Origin of the sequence: Saccharopolyspora sp. SCSIO 74807 (assembly GCF_037023755.1) — a bacterium.
In the GTDB taxonomy this organism is placed as follows: domain Bacteria; phylum Actinomycetota; class Actinomycetes; order Mycobacteriales; family Pseudonocardiaceae; genus Saccharopolyspora_C; species Saccharopolyspora_C galaxeae.
In genome coordinates, this window is the sequence record NZ_CP146100.1 from 6609558 (window position 1) to 6627775 (window position 18218).

Annotated in this window: 16 protein-coding genes; 11 read left to right on the top strand and 5 right to left on the bottom strand. The window is 71.0% G+C overall.

The window, feature by feature from the left end; all coding sequences use genetic code 11:
• Positions 1-11: 11 nt before the first annotated feature.
• From V1457_RS30190 to V1457_RS30205, 4 genes are all read left to right on the top strand, one after another.
• Positions 12-854, top strand: coding sequence for a methylenetetrahydrofolate reductase (locus V1457_RS30190; RefSeq protein ID WP_338598669.1), 843 nt, complete (start codon positions 12-14; stop codon positions 852-854).
• Positions 851-2548, top strand: coding sequence for a formate--tetrahydrofolate ligase (locus tag V1457_RS30195; RefSeq protein ID WP_338598671.1), 1698 nt, complete (start codon positions 851-853; stop codon positions 2546-2548). The genes V1457_RS30190 and V1457_RS30195 overlap by 4 nt, the downstream gene beginning before the upstream one ends.
• Complete coding sequence (locus tag V1457_RS30200) at positions 2545-3087, top strand: cyclodeaminase/cyclohydrolase family protein (protein ID WP_200071918.1); 543 nt, start codon at positions 2545-2547, stop codon at positions 3085-3087. Before V1457_RS30195 ends, V1457_RS30200 begins: the two co-directional genes overlap by 4 nt.
• Positions 3088-3293: 206 nt before the next feature.
• Positions 3294-3623, top strand: a complete 330-nt coding sequence (locus V1457_RS30205) for a YnfA family protein (protein ID WP_295149246.1) — start codon at positions 3294-3296, stop codon at positions 3621-3623.
• A gap of 6 nt (positions 3624-3629) precedes the next feature.
• Here the strand turns inward: V1457_RS30205 and V1457_RS30210 are convergent, their stop codons facing one another.
• Positions 3630-3974 carry a metalloregulator ArsR/SmtB family transcription factor gene (locus tag V1457_RS30210; RefSeq protein ID WP_200071916.1) on the bottom strand — a complete coding sequence of 115 codons (345 nt, stop codon included), beginning with the start codon at positions 3972-3974 and terminating at the stop codon, positions 3630-3632.
• 132 nt (positions 3975-4106) lie between these two features.
• Here V1457_RS30210 and V1457_RS30215 point away from each other — a divergent pair, with 132 nt between their 5' ends.
• The 5 genes from V1457_RS30215 to V1457_RS30235 all read left to right on the top strand — a co-directional run bounded on the left by V1457_RS30215 (position 4107) and on the right by V1457_RS30235 (position 10009).
• Entirely contained in the window at positions 4107-6002 is a 1896-nt protein-coding gene (locus V1457_RS30215; protein ID WP_338598676.1) for a heavy metal translocating P-type ATPase, read from the top strand.
• 37 nt (positions 6003-6039) lie between these two features.
• Complete coding sequence (locus V1457_RS30220; protein ID WP_338598678.1) at positions 6040-7260, top strand: glycosyltransferase family 4 protein; 1221 nt, start codon at positions 6040-6042, stop codon at positions 7258-7260.
• A complete protein-coding gene (locus V1457_RS30225) occupies positions 7257-7751 on the top strand; it encodes a hypothetical protein (RefSeq protein ID WP_338598680.1) in 495 nt (164 codons plus the stop codon). The genes V1457_RS30220 and V1457_RS30225 overlap by 4 nt, the downstream gene beginning before the upstream one ends.
• Complete coding sequence (locus tag V1457_RS30230) at positions 7702-8967, top strand: hypothetical protein (RefSeq protein ID WP_338598682.1); 1266 nt, start codon at positions 7702-7704, stop codon at positions 8965-8967. The genes V1457_RS30225 and V1457_RS30230 overlap by 50 nt, the downstream gene beginning before the upstream one ends.
• Before the next feature lie 187 nt (positions 8968-9154).
• A complete protein-coding gene (locus V1457_RS30235) occupies positions 9155-10009 on the top strand; it encodes an NAD(P)H-binding protein (RefSeq protein WP_338598684.1) in 855 nt (284 codons plus the stop codon).
• A gap of 107 nt (positions 10010-10116) precedes the next feature.
• Here the strand turns inward: V1457_RS30235 and V1457_RS30240 are convergent, their stop codons facing one another.
• Positions 10117-11277, bottom strand: a complete 1161-nt coding sequence (locus V1457_RS30240; protein ID WP_338598686.1) for a tetratricopeptide repeat protein — start codon at positions 11275-11277, stop codon at positions 10117-10119.
• Complete coding sequence (locus V1457_RS30245; protein ID WP_338598688.1) at positions 11211-12239, bottom strand: NB-ARC domain-containing protein; 1029 nt, start codon at positions 12237-12239, stop codon at positions 11211-11213. Before V1457_RS30245 ends, V1457_RS30240 begins: the two co-directional genes overlap by 67 nt.
• Positions 12240-12427: 188 nt before the next feature.
• Here V1457_RS30245 and V1457_RS30250 point away from each other — a divergent pair, with 188 nt between their 5' ends.
• Together V1457_RS30250 and V1457_RS30255 are read left to right on the top strand one after the other, a co-directional pair.
• Positions 12428-13888, top strand: a complete 1461-nt coding sequence (locus V1457_RS30250; protein WP_338598690.1) for a 5,10-methylene-tetrahydrofolate dehydrogenase — start codon at positions 12428-12430, stop codon at positions 13886-13888.
• 251 nt (positions 13889-14139) lie between these two features.
• Positions 14140-15000 (top strand): SAM-dependent methyltransferase, encoded by an 861-nt coding sequence (locus V1457_RS30255; protein ID WP_200071910.1) that lies wholly within the window; start codon positions 14140-14142, stop codon positions 14998-15000.
• Between the two features lie 154 nt (positions 15001-15154).
• Here V1457_RS30255 and V1457_RS30260 read toward each other — a convergent pair whose 3' ends face one another.
• Together V1457_RS30260 and V1457_RS30265 are read right to left on the bottom strand one after the other, a co-directional pair.
• Positions 15155-15568, bottom strand: coding sequence for a universal stress protein (locus tag V1457_RS30260; RefSeq protein WP_200071909.1), 414 nt, complete (start codon positions 15566-15568; stop codon positions 15155-15157).
• A 72-nt stretch (positions 15569-15640) separates the two neighbouring features.
• On the bottom strand, positions 15641-18139 hold the full coding sequence (locus V1457_RS30265; RefSeq protein ID WP_200071908.1) for an RNA helicase: 2499 nt from the start codon (positions 18137-18139) through the stop codon (positions 15641-15643).
• Positions 18140-18218: the final 79 nt, after the last annotated feature.

Genomic DNA, 18218 nt, shown 5'->3' on the forward strand with positions numbered 1-18218 from the left:
GGCGGGCCATCATGGACACCGGAATCCAGCGACTCGAAGAATTGCTGTGCAGCGCCCGGTTCGAGGTGCTGCCGGTGCGCGGAGTGGTGCAGCGCTGCGAGCAGCTGCCCGCGGGCACCACCGTCACGGTCACGTCCTCGGCGGCCAAGGGCCCCGAGGCGACACTGGCGACCGCGGCACAACTTGCCGCGGCGGGGATGCGGGTCGTGCCGCACCTGGCGGCCCGGTCCATCAAGGACTCCGCGCACTTGTCCGGCCTGCTGGACCGGGCGGAGGCGCTGGGCAGCGGCGAGGTGTTCGTGATCGCGGGTGACTCCCCGGCGCCCGCCGGGGAATTCCCGGACGCGCTGGCGCTGCTGCGCAGGATGGACGAGCTCGGCCGCAGGCCGGGGCGGGTCGGCATCAGCGGCTACCCGGAGCGGCACGCCTTCCTGTCCGACGAGGCCACCGTGCGGGCCATGACCGACAAGGCCGGTTACGCGGACTACGCGGTCTCGCAGATCTGCTACGACCCGCAGCGCATCGCGGCCTGGCTCGGCGAGGTCCGCGCCCGCGGCGTGCTGCTGCCGATCCACATCGGACTCCCGGGAGCGGTGGACGTGACCAAGCTGCTTCGGGTGTCGATGAAGATCGGGCTCGGCGAGTCGCTGCGGTTCCTGCGCAAGCAGCACGGCATGGTCAGCAAACTGCTGGCGCCCTACAACCCGGATTCCCTCGTGGACGGCCTGTGGCCGTACCTGGACGAACCCGCACCGGGGATCGCGGGCTGGCACCTGTACACGTTCAACGAAATCACCCGGACCGCCCAGTGGCGCGATGCGGCGCTCGCCCGGATCCAGGAGGTTCCCGCATGAGCATTTCGTCCGATCTGGACATCTCCCGCGCGAGCACGCTGCGTCCGATCGACGAGGTGGCCGCGCAGCTCGGACTCGGCCCGCACCTGCTGGAACCGTACGGCAGCCAGGTGGCGAAGGTGTCGCTGGACGCGGCCGAGGAACTCGCCGACCGACCGCCCGCCCGCTACGTGGTCGTCTCCGCGGTCACCCCGACACCGCTCGGCGAGGGCAAGACGACCACCACCGTGGGACTCGGGCAGGGCCTGCGCTACCTCGGGCACAACTCGGCGGTGGCGGTTCGCCAGCCGTCGATGGGCCCCACGTTCGGCATCAAGGGCGGCGCCGCCGGCGGCGGCTACAGCCAAGTGGTGCCGATGGAGTCGCTGAACCTGCACCTGACCGGCGACATGCACGCGGTAACCGCCGCGCACAACCTGCTCTCCGCGATGCTGGACAACCACCTGCACCGGGGCAACGAGCTGGGCATCGACCCGCACCGGATCACCTGGCGGCGGGTGCTCGACGTCAACGACCGGGACCTGCGCTCGATCGTGACCGGGCTGGGCGGGAACGCGGACGGCACGCCGCGGCAGACCGGGTTCGACATCACCGCGGCCAGCGAGGTGATGGCGGTGCTCGCGCTGTCGAACTCGCTGCACGACATGCGGCGCAGGCTGGGCCACATCGTCGTCGCCTACACCGCCGAGGGAACCCCGGTCACCGCCGAGCAGCTGCGCGCGGCCGGGGCGATGACGGTGCTGATGCGCGAGGCGATCAAGCCGAACCTGATGCAGACCACGGAGAACACTCCGGTGTTCGTGCACGCGGGACCGTTCGGCAACATCGCGCACGGCAACTCCTCGGTGGTGGCCGACCGGATCGCGATGCGCTGCGCCGACTACGTGGTGACCGAGGCCGGGTTCGGCGCGGACATGGGCGCGGAGCGGTTCTTCAACATCAAGTGCCGGGCTTCCGGCCTGCGCCCGGACGCGGCGGTGCTGGTGGCCACGGTGCGGGCGTTGAAGGCGCACTCCGGCAACTACCGGATCGTCGCGGGCCGGCCGCTGCCGCCGGAACTGCTCGCGGAGAACCCGGACGACGTGCTGGCCGGGGCGGCCAACCTGCGCAAGCAGATCGAGAACATCCGGATGCACGGGGTCTCGCCGGTGGTGGCGGTGAACGCCTTCCCCAGCGACCACCCCTCGGAGCACGCCGCGATCCGGGAGGTCGCCGAGGCCGCGGGTGCCCGCGTCGCGATCAGCAGTCACTTCCTCGACGGCGGGAAGGGCGCGAAGGACCTGGCCGAGGCGGTGGTGGAGGCCGCCGAGGAGCCCAGCAGCTTCGAGCCGCTCTACCCGGATTCGGCGAGCCTGCGGGAGAAGATCGACGTGATCGCCCGCCGGGTGTACGGGGCGGACGGCGTCAGCTACACGCCGGCCGCGGCCCGCTCGTTGCGGGACTACGAGGCGAACGGGTTCGGCACCTTGCCGGTGTGCATCGCCAAGACGCACCTGTCGCTGAGTTCGGACCCGACGCTGCTGGGCGCCCCCACCGGCTGGACGCTGCCGGTGCGGGAGGTCCGGGCCTCGGTCGGCGCCGGATTCGTGTACCCGATCTGCGGGGACATGCGCACGATGCCCGGGCTCGGTTCGCATCCGGCGGCCGAGCAGATCGACATCGACGAGCACGGCCAGGTCGTGGGGCTGAGTTGACCGATCTCGACGCGAGCGTGCGGGATTTCCTGGACGAGGTGGCCGCGCCGACTCCGTCCGCCACCGGCGGCGTGGTCGGCGCGGTCACCGTCGCATCGGCGGCCGGGCTGGCGGCGATGACGGCGCGGCTGATCCGTTCGTCCTCCCGGGCGGCTCGGGCGGAGGCGTTGCGGCAGCGGGCGACCGAGCTCGCGGTGGCCGATTCCGAGGCGTACCAAGCGGTGCTGGCCGCGCAGCGGCGCAGCGGCGAGGATCCCGCGCGGGCCGAGGCGGTGCGGGAGGCGCTGGCCGGGGCGGCGGGACCGCCCGCGAAACTGGCCGAGGTGGCCGCCGAGGTCGCGGCGCTGGCGGCCGAACTCGCCGGCGATGCCACTCCCGCGCTGCGCGGGGATGCGCGCACCGCCGCCACGCTGGCCGCGGCTTGCGCCCGATCGGCGGCCGAGCTGGCGCGGATCAACCTCACGTCCGCGGGCGCCGACCTCGCCGCCGCCGATGAGGCCGATCGGCACGCCACTGAGGCCGCCGGGCACGCCCGCTGAATCCTGCGGTTCCTAATGGGCCGGTCCAACGACCACGACCGAGCGCACCGAGGCGCGCGTTCCGGTTCGTCGCGATCGGCCCGCGGCCGGTGCGGTCGTCAACGGGTTGAGGTTTCTTCTCGGACCCCCTCGAAGCTCCGGACGGCGTGCTGCGCCAGGGGACGGGCACGGGGATCTTGCGCTCGCGCGCAAGTAAGCTCCGCGGCGTGCAGGTTCTGCGTTCGGTCGTGCTCTTCGTGCTGGCCGCGTTCGCCGAGATCGGCGGCGCGTGGCTGGTGTGGCAGGGCGTGCGGGAGCACAAGGGTCTGCTGTGGATGGGCGCGGGAGTGATCGCGCTCGGTGTCTACGGGTTCGTGGCGACGTTGCAGCCCGATGCGCACTTCGGCCGCATCCTCGCCGCCTACGGCGGGGTGTTCGTCGCGGGCTCGCTGCTGTGGGGTGTGCTGGTCGACGGGTTCCGGCCGGACCGCTGGGACCTCATCGGCGCGGCGCTGTGCCTGGCCGGCGTCGGCGTGATCATGTACGCGCCGCGGTGATCCCGGTCAGTCCGAGACGCCCAGCCGCAGGTGCTCGATGTGGTAAACGGCCTCGTCCAGCAGCTGCGCGACGTGGTTGTCGTAGAGCGAGTACACGACGCTGCGGCCGGACCGGTTCCCGCTGACCAGGCCCAGCGAGCGCAGCAGCCGCAGCTGGTGGGACACCGCGGAGGGTTCCATGCCCACGGCTTCGGCGAGTTCGCCGACCGGCCGGGCGCCCTGGCGCAGTTCGCTCAGGATCAACAGCCGCGAGGGCGTGGCCAGCGCTTGCAGCGTCTCGGCCACCGAGGACGCGGATGCCGCGTCCAGCTTCGCGGCGGGCGTCGCCCTGGCCTCGACTCCGTGACCCATGGGCGCAGTGTATCGGCAGGGGTTCGATGCCCCGTCCGATGATTTGCGGCCGATGATTTACGGCCTGAACGATTGAACACCTGAGCAGTCATTCATGTATCTTGGCGGCGTCCGCACAGCAGAGGAGCCGCGATGCCGACCACGCTCACCCGCCCGGCCGCCGCCGGGGAGTCCACGCCCGCGAGCAAGCGCGGCCTGTTCGCGCTCGCCGAGGCCCGCTGGGCGGGCGCCGCGCTGGCCGCCTACCTGCTCGGCTTGGCCGCGGACCTGGGCGGCGGCCCGTTGTGGCTGAGCTGGGCGCTGTACCTGACCTGCTACGTCACCGGCGGGTGGGAGCCGGCCTGGGCCGGGCTGCAGGCGTTGCGGGACAAGACGCTCGACGTGGACCTGCTGATGATCGTGGCCGCGATCGGTGCGGCGGCGATCGGGCAGGTCTCCGACGGCGGGCTGCTCATCGTCATCTTCGCCACCTCCGGTGCGCTGGAGGCGTTCGCGACCGCGCGCACCGAGGACTCCGTGCGCGGGCTGCTCGACCTCGCGCCGGACACGGCCGTGCTGCTGCGCGACGGCGAAGAACGCACCGTGCGCACCGAAGACCTGGACGTCGGCGACGAGATCCTGGTCCGCCCCGGCGAGCGGATCGGCGCGGACGGCGAGGTCGTCGCGGGCGGCAGCGAGGTCGACCAGTCCAGCATCACCGGTGAACCGGTGCCCGCCGCCAAGACCGGCGGCGACGAGGTGTTCGCGGGCACGCTCAACGGTTCCGGGGCGCTGCGGGTGCGGGTGAGCCGGGACGCCTCGGAGTCGGTGATCGCGCGCATCGTGGCGATGGTCGCCGAGGCGGGCGCGACGAAGGCGCCGACGCAGCTGTTCATCGAGAAGGTGGAGCAGCGCTACTCGGTCGGCGTGGTCGTGGCGACCTTGGCGGTGTTCGGGATTCCGCTGCTGTTCGGCGAGGCGCTGGAAGGCGCGCTGCTGCGGGCGATGACCTTCATGATCGTCGCCTCGCCGTGCGCGGTGGTGCTGGCGACGATGCCGCCGTTGCTGTCCGCGATCGCCAACGCGGGCAGGCACGGCGTGCTGGTCAAGTCGGCGGTGGTGATGGAGCGGCTGGCCGACGCCGGGCGGGTCGCGCTGGACAAGACCGGCACGCTCACCGAAGGCGTGCCGCGTGTTGCCGAGCTGCGGGCCGAACCTGGGCACAACGAGCAGCGCGCGCTCGAGCTGGCCGCGGCTGCGGAGCTCTACAGCGAACATCCGCTGGGCAGGGCCGTGGTCTCCGCGGCACGGGAACGCGGTCTCGACGTGCTGGAGGCGACGGATTTCCAGGCGCTGCCCGGCCGGGGTGTCGCCGCCACGGTTTCCGGGCACCGCGTCGAAGTGCGCAGGCCGGACGAGTCCACCGGGCGGGTGGCCGAGGTCACCGCCTCCGGGCGCACCGCCGTAGTGGTCGTCGTCGATGGTGCGCAGGCCGCGGTGCTCGGGCTCACCGACCGGCTGCGCCCGGACGCGGCGGCCGCGGTGCGCGGGTTCCGATCCCTGACCGGAACCGGGCCGACGCTGCTGACCGGCGACAACGCGCCCGCTGCCGAGCGGATCGCCGCGGAGGCCGGGATCGACGACGTGCGCGCGGACCTGCTGCCGGACCAGAAGGTCGAGGCGGTGCGCGGGCTCGGCGAGCCCGCGCTGGCCGTCGGCGACGGCATCAACGACGCGCCCGCGCTGGCGGCCGCGCACGTCGGTGTGGCGATGGGCCGCGCCGGGTCGGACCTGACGCTGCGGACCGCGGACGCGGTGGTGGTCCGCGACGAACTCGCGGCGGTGCCGAAGGTCGCCGGACTGGCACGGCGTGCTCGGCGGCTGGTGCGGCAGAACCTGGTCATCGCCGGTTCGTTCATCGCCGTGCTGGTGGTGTGGGATCTCGTCGGCGAGTTGCCGTTGCCGCTGGGCGTGGCCGGGCACGAGGGTTCCACGGTGCTGGTCGGGCTCAACGGGTTGCGGCTGCTGCGCGCCGCGGCGTGGCGGTGAGCTTCTTGCCCGCGGCGTCCTTTGCGACCATGATCGGATGGGATCGACCGTGGCCGTGGCGGTGCACGACGGGTACTTCGGGTGCGGGACCGGCGCGGGCGCGGCCAACCGCGCGTTCTTGAGCGTGCTGGCCGAGGTGCTGCCGCCGCAGGTGCGCTTGGTTGTGCTGCCGGTCCGGCTGGACCCGGCAGGTGCCGAGTACCACGCGGAGTGGCACGCCGAGACCCGGGCGATGCTGCGCCGGGCCGAGGTTCATCCGGTCGGGAACGGCACCTGCGGCGCTGATCGATTCGGGACTCTGCCGGATTTCCGCCACCTTGCCCGGGAAACCTCGCGTGTTCTGCGGGAACGCGTTGTGCGGCAAGGGGATTCCGTGCTGTGCGTCGCTTTCGACGTGCCGTTCCTGGGATTGGCGGAGGCGGTACCGCCCGAGGTCCGGCTGGTGCTCGTGCCGCGTTCCACCGGCCTGCTGCACCAACCGCACGACACCGAACGGGTGCAGTGGGAACGCCGATGCCTGCGGGCCGCGGCGCGTCGCGGCGCGCGGATCGGCTGGATCTCCCGGTTCATGGCCGAGCATCTGCGCCGGGATCACGGAGTTCCGGACTCGGCGCTGGTGCCGCTGCCGGACGGGCTGCTCGACTCCGAGCGGCCACCGGTGGCGGACGTTCCCGTTGCGGCGCAACGAGGTTTCGTGCTCGCTTTCGGCAGGGCCGAGCCGTACAAGGGATTCGGCGACTTCATCGAGGCGCTGCGGCTGCTGGGTGCCGATGCCCTGCCGCACGTCGTGCTGGCCGCCGTCAGCGAAACCCCCGGGCGAACCGCCTACCAGCGGGAACTCGCCGCGGCGCTGCACGGGCTCCCGGTGACTTTCCTGGCCGACTTCGACCCGGCGGTGCGGGGAATGCTCGGTCATCCCGCGTTGCGCGCGGTGGTGGTGCCGTCCCGCAGCGAACCGTTCGGCCGCGTCCCGCTGGAGGCGTACGCGGCGGGTGCCGCACCGGTCGTGGCGACGCGGACCGGCGGGTTGACCGAGCAGGTCACCGACGGGGTCACCGGATTCCTCGCCGAACCCGGCGACCCCGCGGAACTGGCCCGAGCGCTGCGGAGGGCGTTGCGCTGCACGCCGGAACAACGCGCGATGATCCGGCGGCGGGCGACCGACGTGCTGGGGCGGCACGACTACCGGGAGTCGATCATCCGATTCCTGCGCGCGAACGGCTACCGTGTGCCCATGCTGGCGAGGAGCGCAGGTTGAGCGACGGGCTGGTGCGCACGATCGGGACGCAAGCCGCGCGCTGGCGAACCGTTGCGCCGCAACGGACTGTGCTCGTCGTCGTGCACAACGTCACGGCGATGACGCGGCTGCTGGACGTGCTCGCGCTGTTCGAAGGCGACTTCCGGGTCCAGCTCAGCTACACGTGGAACGGTTCGGATCCGTTCCCGGACGGACTGCACCGCATGCTCGCCGACCGCGGAATCCCGCTCGTGCCGTGGAATCAGGCGCTGCTGACCCGGTTCGACCTGGCGATCGCCGCCAACCTGGGCGGGCTGGTGGAGGTCGAGGCACCGATTCTCTCGATACCGCACGGAATTCGCTACACTAAAGTTTTGCCGCGGAGACCGGAGACCGGAGACCGGAGACCGGAGACCGGAGACCAGAGACGGGCGGCGGGCGTTCGGCCTCGACCCGCAGTGGGTGCTCTACGAAGGACGTCCCATCGCCTCGGCGCTGGTGCTTTCCCATGAGCAGCAACGAATCCAGCTCGCCGAGGCGGTCCCGGAGGCAGCCGACAGCGCTGTGGTCGCGGGCGATGCCTGCTACGACCGGTTGCGCGCGAGCCTGCCGTGGCGCCCGGCCTACCGGCGCGCGCTCGGTGCGGACGGGCGCACCCTGCTGGTGGTCAGTTCGACCTGGTGGACCGACTCGGTGCTGGGGCGAGCTCCGCAGCTGTTCGCCGAGCTGCTCGCCGAGTTCCCGGCCGACGAGTTCCGGATCGCCGCGATCCTGCACCCGAACATCTGGTACGGGCACGGCAGCAGCGAGGTCCACCGGATGCTGGCGCCGCACGAGCGTTCCGGGCTGGTCGTGGTGCCACCGGAATTCGGTTGGCGCGCGGCGCTGATCGCCGCGGACTACGTGCTCGGCGACCACGGCTCGGTGACCACTTACGGCGCAGCGCTGGGAAAACCGACGCTGCTGGCCGCCTTCCCGGAGTCCGAGGTCGCACCGGGGTCCATAGTGGACATGGTCGGGCGAACCGCCCCTCGCTTGTCCGGCGGCGAACCGGTCCGGCCCAGGCTGGACGATGCGGCCAGGACGGCCGGGAAGTTCGGCGCCATCAACGAACTCGTGACGTCCTGCCCGGACGAGGCGGCCGATCGGCTGCGCCGGTTGTGCTACGAGATGCTGCGGCTTCCCGAACCCGCGACCGAACCGCCGGTGCCGCCGGACGACCTCACCGGGCTGCCCGCGCGACCGTGGAGCTGGCGCCCGACGGCGGCCTACGCGCAAGCCGAGGTGCTTGCGGACGGTTCGCTGCGCGTGCGGCGGTTCGCGGCGGAAATGCTGCACGCCGGGGAGTCTCCCGCGGACAGTCACTTGGTGGTCACCGCGAACCATCCCGGCCGGCGGCTGCGCGGAATCGCCGACGTGGTGGTGCTCACCGAGGACTGGCCGGATGTCGAGCAGTGCCTCGCCGAAGCGCTGGCCGGGCGGCCCGGTGCGCGCGTCGCTGCGGCGGTGGCCGGCGACTCGTGCCTGGTCAGGACCAGCACGGGCGAGACGGTGCGGATCACCGCTGCACGGCCGGGCTCGTGCGACCCGGCGTGCTTCGCCTCCGCTGTGCACGGATGGCTCGCAGCGGGCAACCGCCTCGGCGAGCTCGCTCAGCAGACCGCGGTCAACGGCGTGCCCGTGACCGTGTCCTATGTGGTCGCCGACCGGTACCGCAACGGCACTTGATCGGTCCGATGATCAAGCAGGTAGGTGGTGCGGCGGTCGCCGTCCAGAGCAGTGCCGCGTTCGAGAGCGAGGGCGTTGCCGACCTACTGTCGCAGGCAAGTCGGAGCTGTCCTGTACGGTCGATTTGTGCTGCCGCCCGCCACCAGGGCGGATGCGGTGCGGGCGGACGGGGAGAGAGGCCACGAGCATGATCGTTGTCACCGGCGCCACCGGTGGGCTGGGCAGCGCCACCGTCGAGAACCTCCTCGAGCGCGTGCCCGCCGACCACATCGGCGTAAGCGTCCGCGACGTCGCCAAGGCGCAGCACTTCGCCGATCGCGGCGTCCGCGTGCGGCAGGGCGCCTACGAAGATCCGGCCGCGCTGCGCAACTCGTTCGCCGGTGCCGAGCAGGTGCTCCTGGTATCGGGCAACGATCCGGCGGCCGACGTGGTCGGCCTGCACCGCAACGCCATCGAGGCCGCCGTCGCGGCCGGTGCCCGGCGGATCCTCTACACGAGCCAGCAGGCCGCGGTGCCCGGCAACCCGTATCTGCCGTCCGAATTGCACATCGCCACCGAGTCGATCCTCGCGACGTCTCCGGTCGCTTGGACCGCACTGCGCAACGGCGCCTACGGCCCCCTCGACCAGGTACTCGGCCCGTGGCAGCAGACCGGTGAGATCGCCCGACCGCAAGACGGTCCCGTCCCGTACACCGACCGCGCGGACGTGGCCGAGGCCACCGCGGTCGTCCTCGCCGGCGACCGCGCCTTCGACGGCCCGATCACGCTCACCGCGCCGAGGGCCGTCACCTTCGACGATCTCACGGCGATCGCCTCCGACCTGACCGGGCGCACCATCGAGCGCACCGTCCTGGACGACGAACAGTGGGTCGCCGAGGAGATCATGAACGGCGTGCCGGAACAGGCGGCCCGCCTCATGCTCACCTGGTACCAGGCCGGCCGCGACGGCTACTTCGCAGCGGCCGATCCGCTGATGACCGAGCTCCTCGGTCGCGAGCCCAGCAGCGCCACCGACCGGCTCGCGGCCGACATCGCCGCCTGAAGCGCTAAGAAGTTCTTTCAGAATGATTTGCGTAACGGTGCCGGTAGCGGAATCTCAGCGGCTCCGCCGCTGACAAGACAAGACCGAAAATCATACTGAAACGACTCCTAAGACCGCGACGGACCGTCCTGCTCGGCGCGGTCCCACAGCGCTTGCGCGCGCTGCTGGCCGAGCACGGTCGCGACTTCAGCGGCTTCCCGCGCGCACGTGCTCGCCACTTCCCGATCGCCGAGCCGTTCGTGGATCTCGCCGAGCAGCTCCAGCGCATCGACCCGCCAATCGGGAATCCGCAGCCGCACGAAGGAATCCAGCGCGAGCCGAGCCTGCTCCAACGCGGCCGCGGGCTCCGCCGTGCGCAGCTGCGCCTGTGCCAGCGGCAGCAGCACCTTGGCCACGTTCCCGGGCTCACCGAGGTCTTCGAAGACCTCGGCGGCGTCCCGCAACAACTCCTGCGCCTCCGCGAACCGGCCGAGCCGCACCAGGACCCGGCCCGCGTGCATCCCGTGGAGCGCAAGCGGACGCCGCCGGCGCTGCGCCGCGAACCGCTCCGACACGATCGCCTTGGAGCGGTCGAAGCATTCCAGCGCGGCGTCGAGCGAACCCGTCCGTTCCAGCACGAACCCGGCCCACTCGGTGGCGCTCTGCTCGCCCCACGCATCTCCGTGCGCCACCGCGAGCGCACGCGCCCGCTCGAACTGCTCCGCGGCGGCGGAATCCTCGTGCACCGCGAACAACGCGGCGCCGTACTGCCAGCGCATCCGAGCTTGCGCCGCCGGGTCGGCGATCTCCTCCGCGGCGGAAACGCCGAGTTCGTGGCTGTCCAGCCAATCCCCGTACAGCGCGCGGTCCGAGTAGTACGGGTGCAGGCTTTCGCACAGCTGCCACACCTGTTCCCACATCGCGAGGTCGGCGGCGGTGCGCACCGCGGCGAGCAGGTTCGGCCGTTCCTCTGCGAGGTCCCGCAGCGCCTCCCCGCGCGCGTCCGGTCCACTGTGGGCAGTGGGCACCGCGGCGTAGCGCTGCTCGCTGATCCGGCGCCGCCCGGACAGCACCTTGTCCCGCCCGATCGCGAATTCGTGGTAGTCCACGACCATCCTGGTCAGCGCCGCGGCGAGCTCGCCCGCGTCACCCGCTTCGCGGCCGTGGTCGGCGACGTACAGCCGGGTGAGCGCGTGGAACCGGTAGCGCCCGCCCGCCCTGCTCAACAACCGCAGGCGCTGCAGGTCATCCAGGAGTTCGGTGGTCTCGAACTCCGGCAGGTCGAGCATCGCGGCGGCCGTGCGTGCCGAGAACGTGGCACCGGGATGCGCCCCCAGCAGCCGGAAAGCGCGTTCTTGCGCGGCGGACAACTCCTCGTGCACCGCTTTGAACGCGACCTCGGAGAGCTCGGCCCCGTCGTCGAACCGCAGCCGCGGCAGCACAGCCCGCGGGACAGGATTCCGTCCACATAGGAGGCGAGCGGCACCCGCCCGGCGAGCTTGCCGCGCAGCAGATCCAGCGCCAGCGGGTGGCCACCGCAGGCGTTGGCCACCTTGCGCAGCGCCGCGCGGTCGTCGTCCGAAACCGGTTCGCCGAGATCGCGCCCGGCCAGCGCCTCCGCGTGCTCCGAGCCGAACGGTTCGACCGGCACCGAAACCGCGTCCAGCCCGAGGGTTTTGCGCGTGGTCACCAGGACGCAGCTGCGTTCCGACGCGGGCAGGACCTCGGTGACCTGCGCGGTGCTGGCCGCGTCGTCGAGCACCACCAGCATCCTGCGGCCACTGGTCAGGTTGCGGAAAACCGCCTGGCGATCGGCCGTCCGCACCGGAGTCATAGCGGGCGGAACGCCCAGCTGGGCCAGGAACCCGCCGAGCACCTCGTCGGCACCGGCAGGGCCGCCCGGAGCGGAAGCCGCCAGGTCGGCGAACAGCGCTCCGTCCGGGAACAGGTGCCTGTTCGACCGGCCCCAGTGCACCGCCAGCGTCGTTTTGCCGACCCCCTGCATCCCGGGCAGCAGCGCCAGCAGCTGGGTCCCGGCGGCCTCGGCCGCGCGCAGGAGCTCGTCGAGTCTGCCGGACTCGTGCTCGCGGTCGAGGAATCCGGTGGGTTTCGCAGGCAGCGTGTCCGGTATCGCCGGGCCCGCGTCCTCGGACGACCCGAAGATGATCCGCTCGGCGTTGATCACGCCCGCCTGCACGAAATTCCCGTGCACCTGCGAGTTGTTGGAGTTGTGCCAGGCCGGATCGCCCATCGCCGCCCCCGGGAGGTCGTTGATCTTCTCCGGGTGCGACCTTACCGTGAGCGAAAAGCGCACGGTGATCGATCGATCACCCGCGTTTGCCGCTGTCGCGAGTGGATACCCCGGGGCCGGTGCACCGGCACGGTCACCGCAGCTGCCGGGCGGGCGGCAACCGACTAGGAGCAGGAGGAATCCGGCGAATGAGCGCTGCGCAGCAGCCCGGTGAACCACGGGACCAGGCGCATCCCGACGGGCGCGACGGTTCGTCCGGCCCGGAAACCGATCGCGACGATCGGTGGACAGCTGGCCCGAGCTCGTCGGACCCGAACTCGGCGGGCAGGGACGCGGCGGACGAGAACGCAGCGGACCCGGGCGCAGCCGACGAAGACACCGCCGACCAGGACGCTGCCGACCAGGACACCGCAGTTCAGGACACCGCGAACGGGGGCGAAGCGGACCAAGACCGAACGGACCGGGAAGAAGCGCAGCGGGAGGAGGAGGCGGCCGGACGCTCGGCAGGCACCGACCGCGACGAGATCGACCACCGCAGCAGTGATGAGTCGCAGCGCGAAGCATCGGAAACCGGCGAGCCGGACCGCACGCTGGGCCTGGTCGCCGACCCGGACATGCCGGAGCGGGTGGCCCGCTACCTCGCCGAGGAACTGCCGGAGCTGCTGGGCGACACGCACACCTGGCGCGTCGAGGTCGATGTGGACCCGGTGACCGCAGGCCGCCGCAACACCCGGGACATCCTGCGCTCCACCCGGGAGCGGATGAACCAGCACGACTGGGACTACGCGATCTGCCTGACCGACCTGCCGGTGCGGGCGAACCGCAGACCGGTGTTGGCGGACGCGAACATCGACGAGCGCGTGGGCGTGGTCTCGCTGCCCACGCTCGGCGGCACCCAGCCGTACCGCCGGTCCCGGCAGGTCGTGCTGCAGCTGATGGACGAGCTCAACCACGACGACGACGGCGCCGAGAACCGGCACGGGCTGGACAGCAAGCTCACCGAGCTGGTCGCTCCGATCCACCGGGAAAGCCGGGAGCAGGACGGCGAGGTCGACGTGCGCTACTCAGCCACGCGAACGCGCGGGCGGGCGCGGCTGCTCAGCGGGATGGTGCGCACCAACCAGCCTTGGCGGCTGGTCTTCGGGCTGCGCAGCGCGCTCGCCGCGGCGTTGGCGACCAGCGCGTTCGGGCTCTCGTCCAGCACCATCTGGCAGATCGGCGACCTGCTCGGCACGACCCGGCAGGTGATCGCCTCGCTGGCTTCGATCGCGGTGCTGGTGTTCTGGCTGATCACCGCGCACGGGCTCTGGGAGCGGCGGCAGCGCAACAGCGAACGCGACCCCGAGCAGGTGCTGCTCTACAACACCTCCACCGTGCTCACGCTGACGATCGGGGTCAGCGTGATGTACGCCGGGCTGTTCGTGATCAACCTGCTCGTGGCGTTGTTCCTGGTGCCGACGAATCTGCTGACCAGCACGCTCGGGCACGCGGAGTTCAGCGTCTACGTGTCGCTGGCCTGGGGGTTCACCACCATGGGCGTGGTCGCCGGTGCGCTCGGGTCGAGCCTGGAATCCGATCAGGCGGTGCGGCAGGCCGCTTACGGCTATCGCGAGGAGCAACGCCGCGGAGAACGCAGGCGGGAAGGCTGAAAGGACTCTCCTCGGAAACGCCCGCGAACGACCGGTTGACGCGTTTCCTGCTGCACGTTCAATATTTGCGTTGAGTTCAGACGGATCACCGCGACCAGCCGAACTTGCGCCGGGCTTGGGCGGTGACCTGCTCGGATGCGATTCGTCCCAATTAGCCGGAAGCCGAACACGTCACAACATAGTTGCGTGTCGCAACCTTTCGGTTAGCCTCGTCGGCAACGAATGTGAAAGGCATACGGAAAGGTGCACTCGTGACCGTTCACGAGCAATGGGACATCGTCTCCAGCGTCGGCTTCACCGCGCTGGCCGTCGCCGAAGGCCGCGCGATCGAATCCCGCCAGGAGAACCGCCTCATCAACGATCCCTACGCCGCCGACCTGGCCGCGGCCGCGGATGCGCCGCAGTTCAAAGGACCCGAAGCGGCCGAGATCCTGCAGCAGTTCGCGGGCGGCTACCTCGGCGTGCGGACCCGCTACTTCGACGAGTTCTTCCTGCGCGCCGCCGCGAGCGGGGCCCGCCAGGCCGTCATCCTCGCCTCCGGCCTGGACACCCGCGCGCACCGGCTGAACTGGCCGGACGGGATGCGCGTGTTCGAGATCGACCAGCAGAAGGTCATCGACTTCAAGGTCGACACCCTGCGGCAGCTCGGCGCGCAACCCACCGCCGAATGGCACCCGATCCCGGTCGACCTGCGCGACGACTGGGCGACCGCGCTCAAGGACGCCGGTTTCGACACCGGCGTTCCCACCGCGTGGCTCGCCGAAGGGCTGCTGCCCTACCTGCCCGCGGCGGCCGAAGCGCAACTGCTGCAGACCGTGACCCAGTTCTCCGCGCCGGGCAGCCGTGTCTCCATCGAGCACTTCGCGGGCAACATCGCCGCGGCGCTGCAGAACGAGCAGCTCATCGAGATGGCCAAGGAATGGGGCATGGACCTGCCCTCGCTGTTCAGCGGCGAAGAGCGGCCGGACGCCGATGACGAGCTGCGCAAGCTCGGCTGGACCGTGCGCCACGACCCGGCGCTGGAAGTCGCCGCGAGCTACGGCCGCACCTTCAGCGAGTTCGAGGAGCAGATGCAGGCCGGTCAGTTCCTCACCGCGCACCTGGACGGCTGAACCCGGTCACCGGATCCGACGCGCGATCGCCCCTGTTCTCGGCGGGAACAGGGGCGATCGGCGGCGGTTCGCCGCAGCGGTGCGCTCAGCGCAAACCGGCGGTGCTACCGCACGGCTCAGATTTCGGTGCTACCGCACGGCGCAAATTTCGGTGCTACCGCACCACGAGAACCGGGCAACGGGCGTGGTGCACGAGCTTCAACGCCACCGAGCCCACCATCATGCCGGTGAACGCACCGTGCCCCTTGTTGCCCAGCACCATCATGTCCGCCTGCGGCGACAACCCCACCAGCTCGTCCACCACGTGCCCGCGGATCAGCCGCTCGCGGATGTCGACGGACGGGAACTCCGCGCGCACCGCCTCGGCCACCTTGTCGAGCTGCTGCCGGGCGCGCTGCTCCAGCTCGGAATCCGAGGTGGGCAGCCGGTAGCCGAACTGCACCGGCTGGTGCCACACCGAAACGGCGTGCACCAGACCTCCCACCTTCTGCACGTACTCCGCGGCCCAGCGCAGCGCCCGCTGCGACTCGTCGGACCCATCAATGCCTGCGACAACGGTCTGCGGCATGTCGCTCCTTCCGATCGCGGCCGAAAGTAGATCTTATGGGCGAAATCGGACGGAGGCCACCAGCACACGCCGTTACTGCGGACCGACCGACTTCACCTTCACCTCGGCGTGCCCCTGTTCGTCGGTCGCGGCCAGGTCGACTTCGGCGCTGATGCCCCAGTCGTGATCGCCTTCCGGGTCGGCGAAGATCTGCCGCACCAGCCAGCGCCCGGCCTCCTCGCTGATCATGAGCAGCGCAGGGCCCCGCGCGTCGGCGTCGATGCCGATCTCGTCGTACTCCGCGAAGTAGCCCTCCAGCGCCTCGTCCCAGGCCTGCGCGCCGAACTCCGGATCCAGCTCGCCGAGCTGATCGGTCCAGCGCCGCGCGGCCAGCTCCACGCGGCGGAACATCGCGTTGCGCACCTGCACCCGCAGCGCCCGCTTGTTCTGCGAGAGCTTCGCGGGCCCCTGCTCGGCCGGCGCCTCCGCGGTGACCTCGGCACCGGGATTGCGCAGCCTCTCCCACTCGTCGAGCAGGCTGGAGTCGACCTGCCGCACCAACTCGCCGAGCCATTCGATGATGTCGGTGAGCTCTTCGGTCTTGGCGTCATCGGGCACCGTGTGCCGCAGCGCCTTGTAGACGTCGGCGAGGTAGCGCAGCACCAGCCCTTCCGAGCGGGCCAGCCCGTAGTGGTTGACGAACTCCACGAAGTTCATCGCGCGCTCGTACATGTCCCGGGCCACCGACTTGGGCGACAGCTCGTGCTCGGCGACCCACGGGTGGCCCTTGCGGTAGGTCTCGTAGGCGGCTTCGAGGACGTCTTCGAGCGGCTTCGGGTAGGTGATGTCCTCGAGCAGTTCCATCCGCTCGTCGTATTCGATCCCGTCGGCCTTCATCCGCGCCACGGCCTCACCGCGGGCCTTGAACTGCTGCGCCGAGAGCACCTGCCGCGGATCGTCCAACGTGGACTCGATGATGGACAGCACGTCCAGCGCGTACGTCGGCGAGTCGGTCGCCAGCAGCTCGATCGCGGCCAGCGCGAACGGGGACAACGGCTGGTTGAGCGCGAAGTCGAACTGCAGGTCCACCGTCACCCGCACCCGGCGGCCCTGCTCGTCGGGCTCGGCCAGCTCCTCGACGACCCCGGCGGCCAGCAGCGCCCGGTAGATCGCGATGGCGCGCAGGATGTGCCTGCGCTGCGCCGGGCGGTCCTCGTGGTTGTCGGTGAGCAGGTGCTTCATCGCGGCGAACGCGTCGCCGGGGCGGTTGATCACGTTCAGCAGCATCGAGTGGCTGACCCCGAAGCTGGACACCAGCGGTTCCGGTTCGGCTTCGACGAGCTTGTCGAAGGTCTTCTCGCTCCAGGACACGAAACCCTCGGGCGCCTTCTTGCGCACCACCTTGCGCCGCTTCTTCGGGTCGTCGCCCGCTTTGGCCAGTGCCTTGGCGTTCTCGATCTCGTGCTCGGGAGCCTGCACCACGACGTAACCCGCGGTGTCGTAGCCCGCCCGGCCCGCGCGCCCGGCGATCTGGTGGAACTCGCGGGCCTTGAGGTGCCGGGTTCGGGTCCCGTCGAACTTGGTCAGCCCGGTCAGCAGCACCGTGCGGATCGGCACGTTGATGCCGACGCCGAGCGTGTCGGTGCCGCAGATGACCTTCAGCAGGCCCGCCTGCGCCAGCTGCTCCACCAGCCGCCGGTACTTCGGCAGCATCCCCGCGTGGTGCACGCCGATGCCGTGGCGCACCAGCCGGGACAGCGTCTTGCCGAACCCGGCGGTGAACCGGAAGCCGCCGATCATCTCCGCGATCCGGTCCCGCTGCTCGCGGCTGGCGACGTTGACGCTCATCAGGCCTTGCGCCTGCTCCAGCGCGGAGGCCTGGTTGAAGTACACGATGTAGACAGGTGCCTGGTTGCCGCCGAGCAGCTCCTCGATCGTCTCGTGCAGCGGCGTCATCGCGTAGCGGAACGTCAGCGGGATCGGGCGTTCGGCGGAGCTGACCACCGCGGTCTCCCGGCCGGTGCGGCGGGTGAGGTCCCGCTCGAACCGGGTGACGTCGCCGAGCGTGGCCGACATCAGCACGAACTGGGCCTGCGGGAGCTCCAGCAGCGGCACCTGCCACGCCCAGCCGCGTTCCGGCTCCGCGTAGAAGTGGAACTCGTCCATCACCACCTGGCGCACGTCGGCGCGTTCGCCGTCCCGCAGCGCGATGTTCGCCAGGATCTCCGCGGTGCAGCAGATGATCGGCGCGTCCGCGTTGACGCTGCTGTCGCCGGTCATCATGCCGACGTTGTCCGGGCCGAAGACGTCGACGAGCGCGAAGAACTTCTCCGAGACCAGTGCCTTGATCGGCGCGGTGTAGAAGCTGCGCGCGCCCGCGGCCAGCGCGGTGAAGTGCGCTCCGGTGGCGACCAGGCTCTTGCCGGACCCGGTCGGGGTGCTGAGGATGACGTTCGCGCCGGTGACCACCTCCATCAGCGCCTCTTCCTGCGCCGGGTACAGCTCGATGCCGTGCCCGGAAGTCCAGGTGGTGAACGCCTCGAGCAGGCCGTCGGGGTCAGGGGCGCCGGGCAGGTGGTCCGTCAGATTCATGGCCCCCGAATCGTCCCCGCCCGCCTTCGGCGCACCGCAGCCGGGGTCGCGCGCGCAACGGCCCGCGCGGTTTCTCACC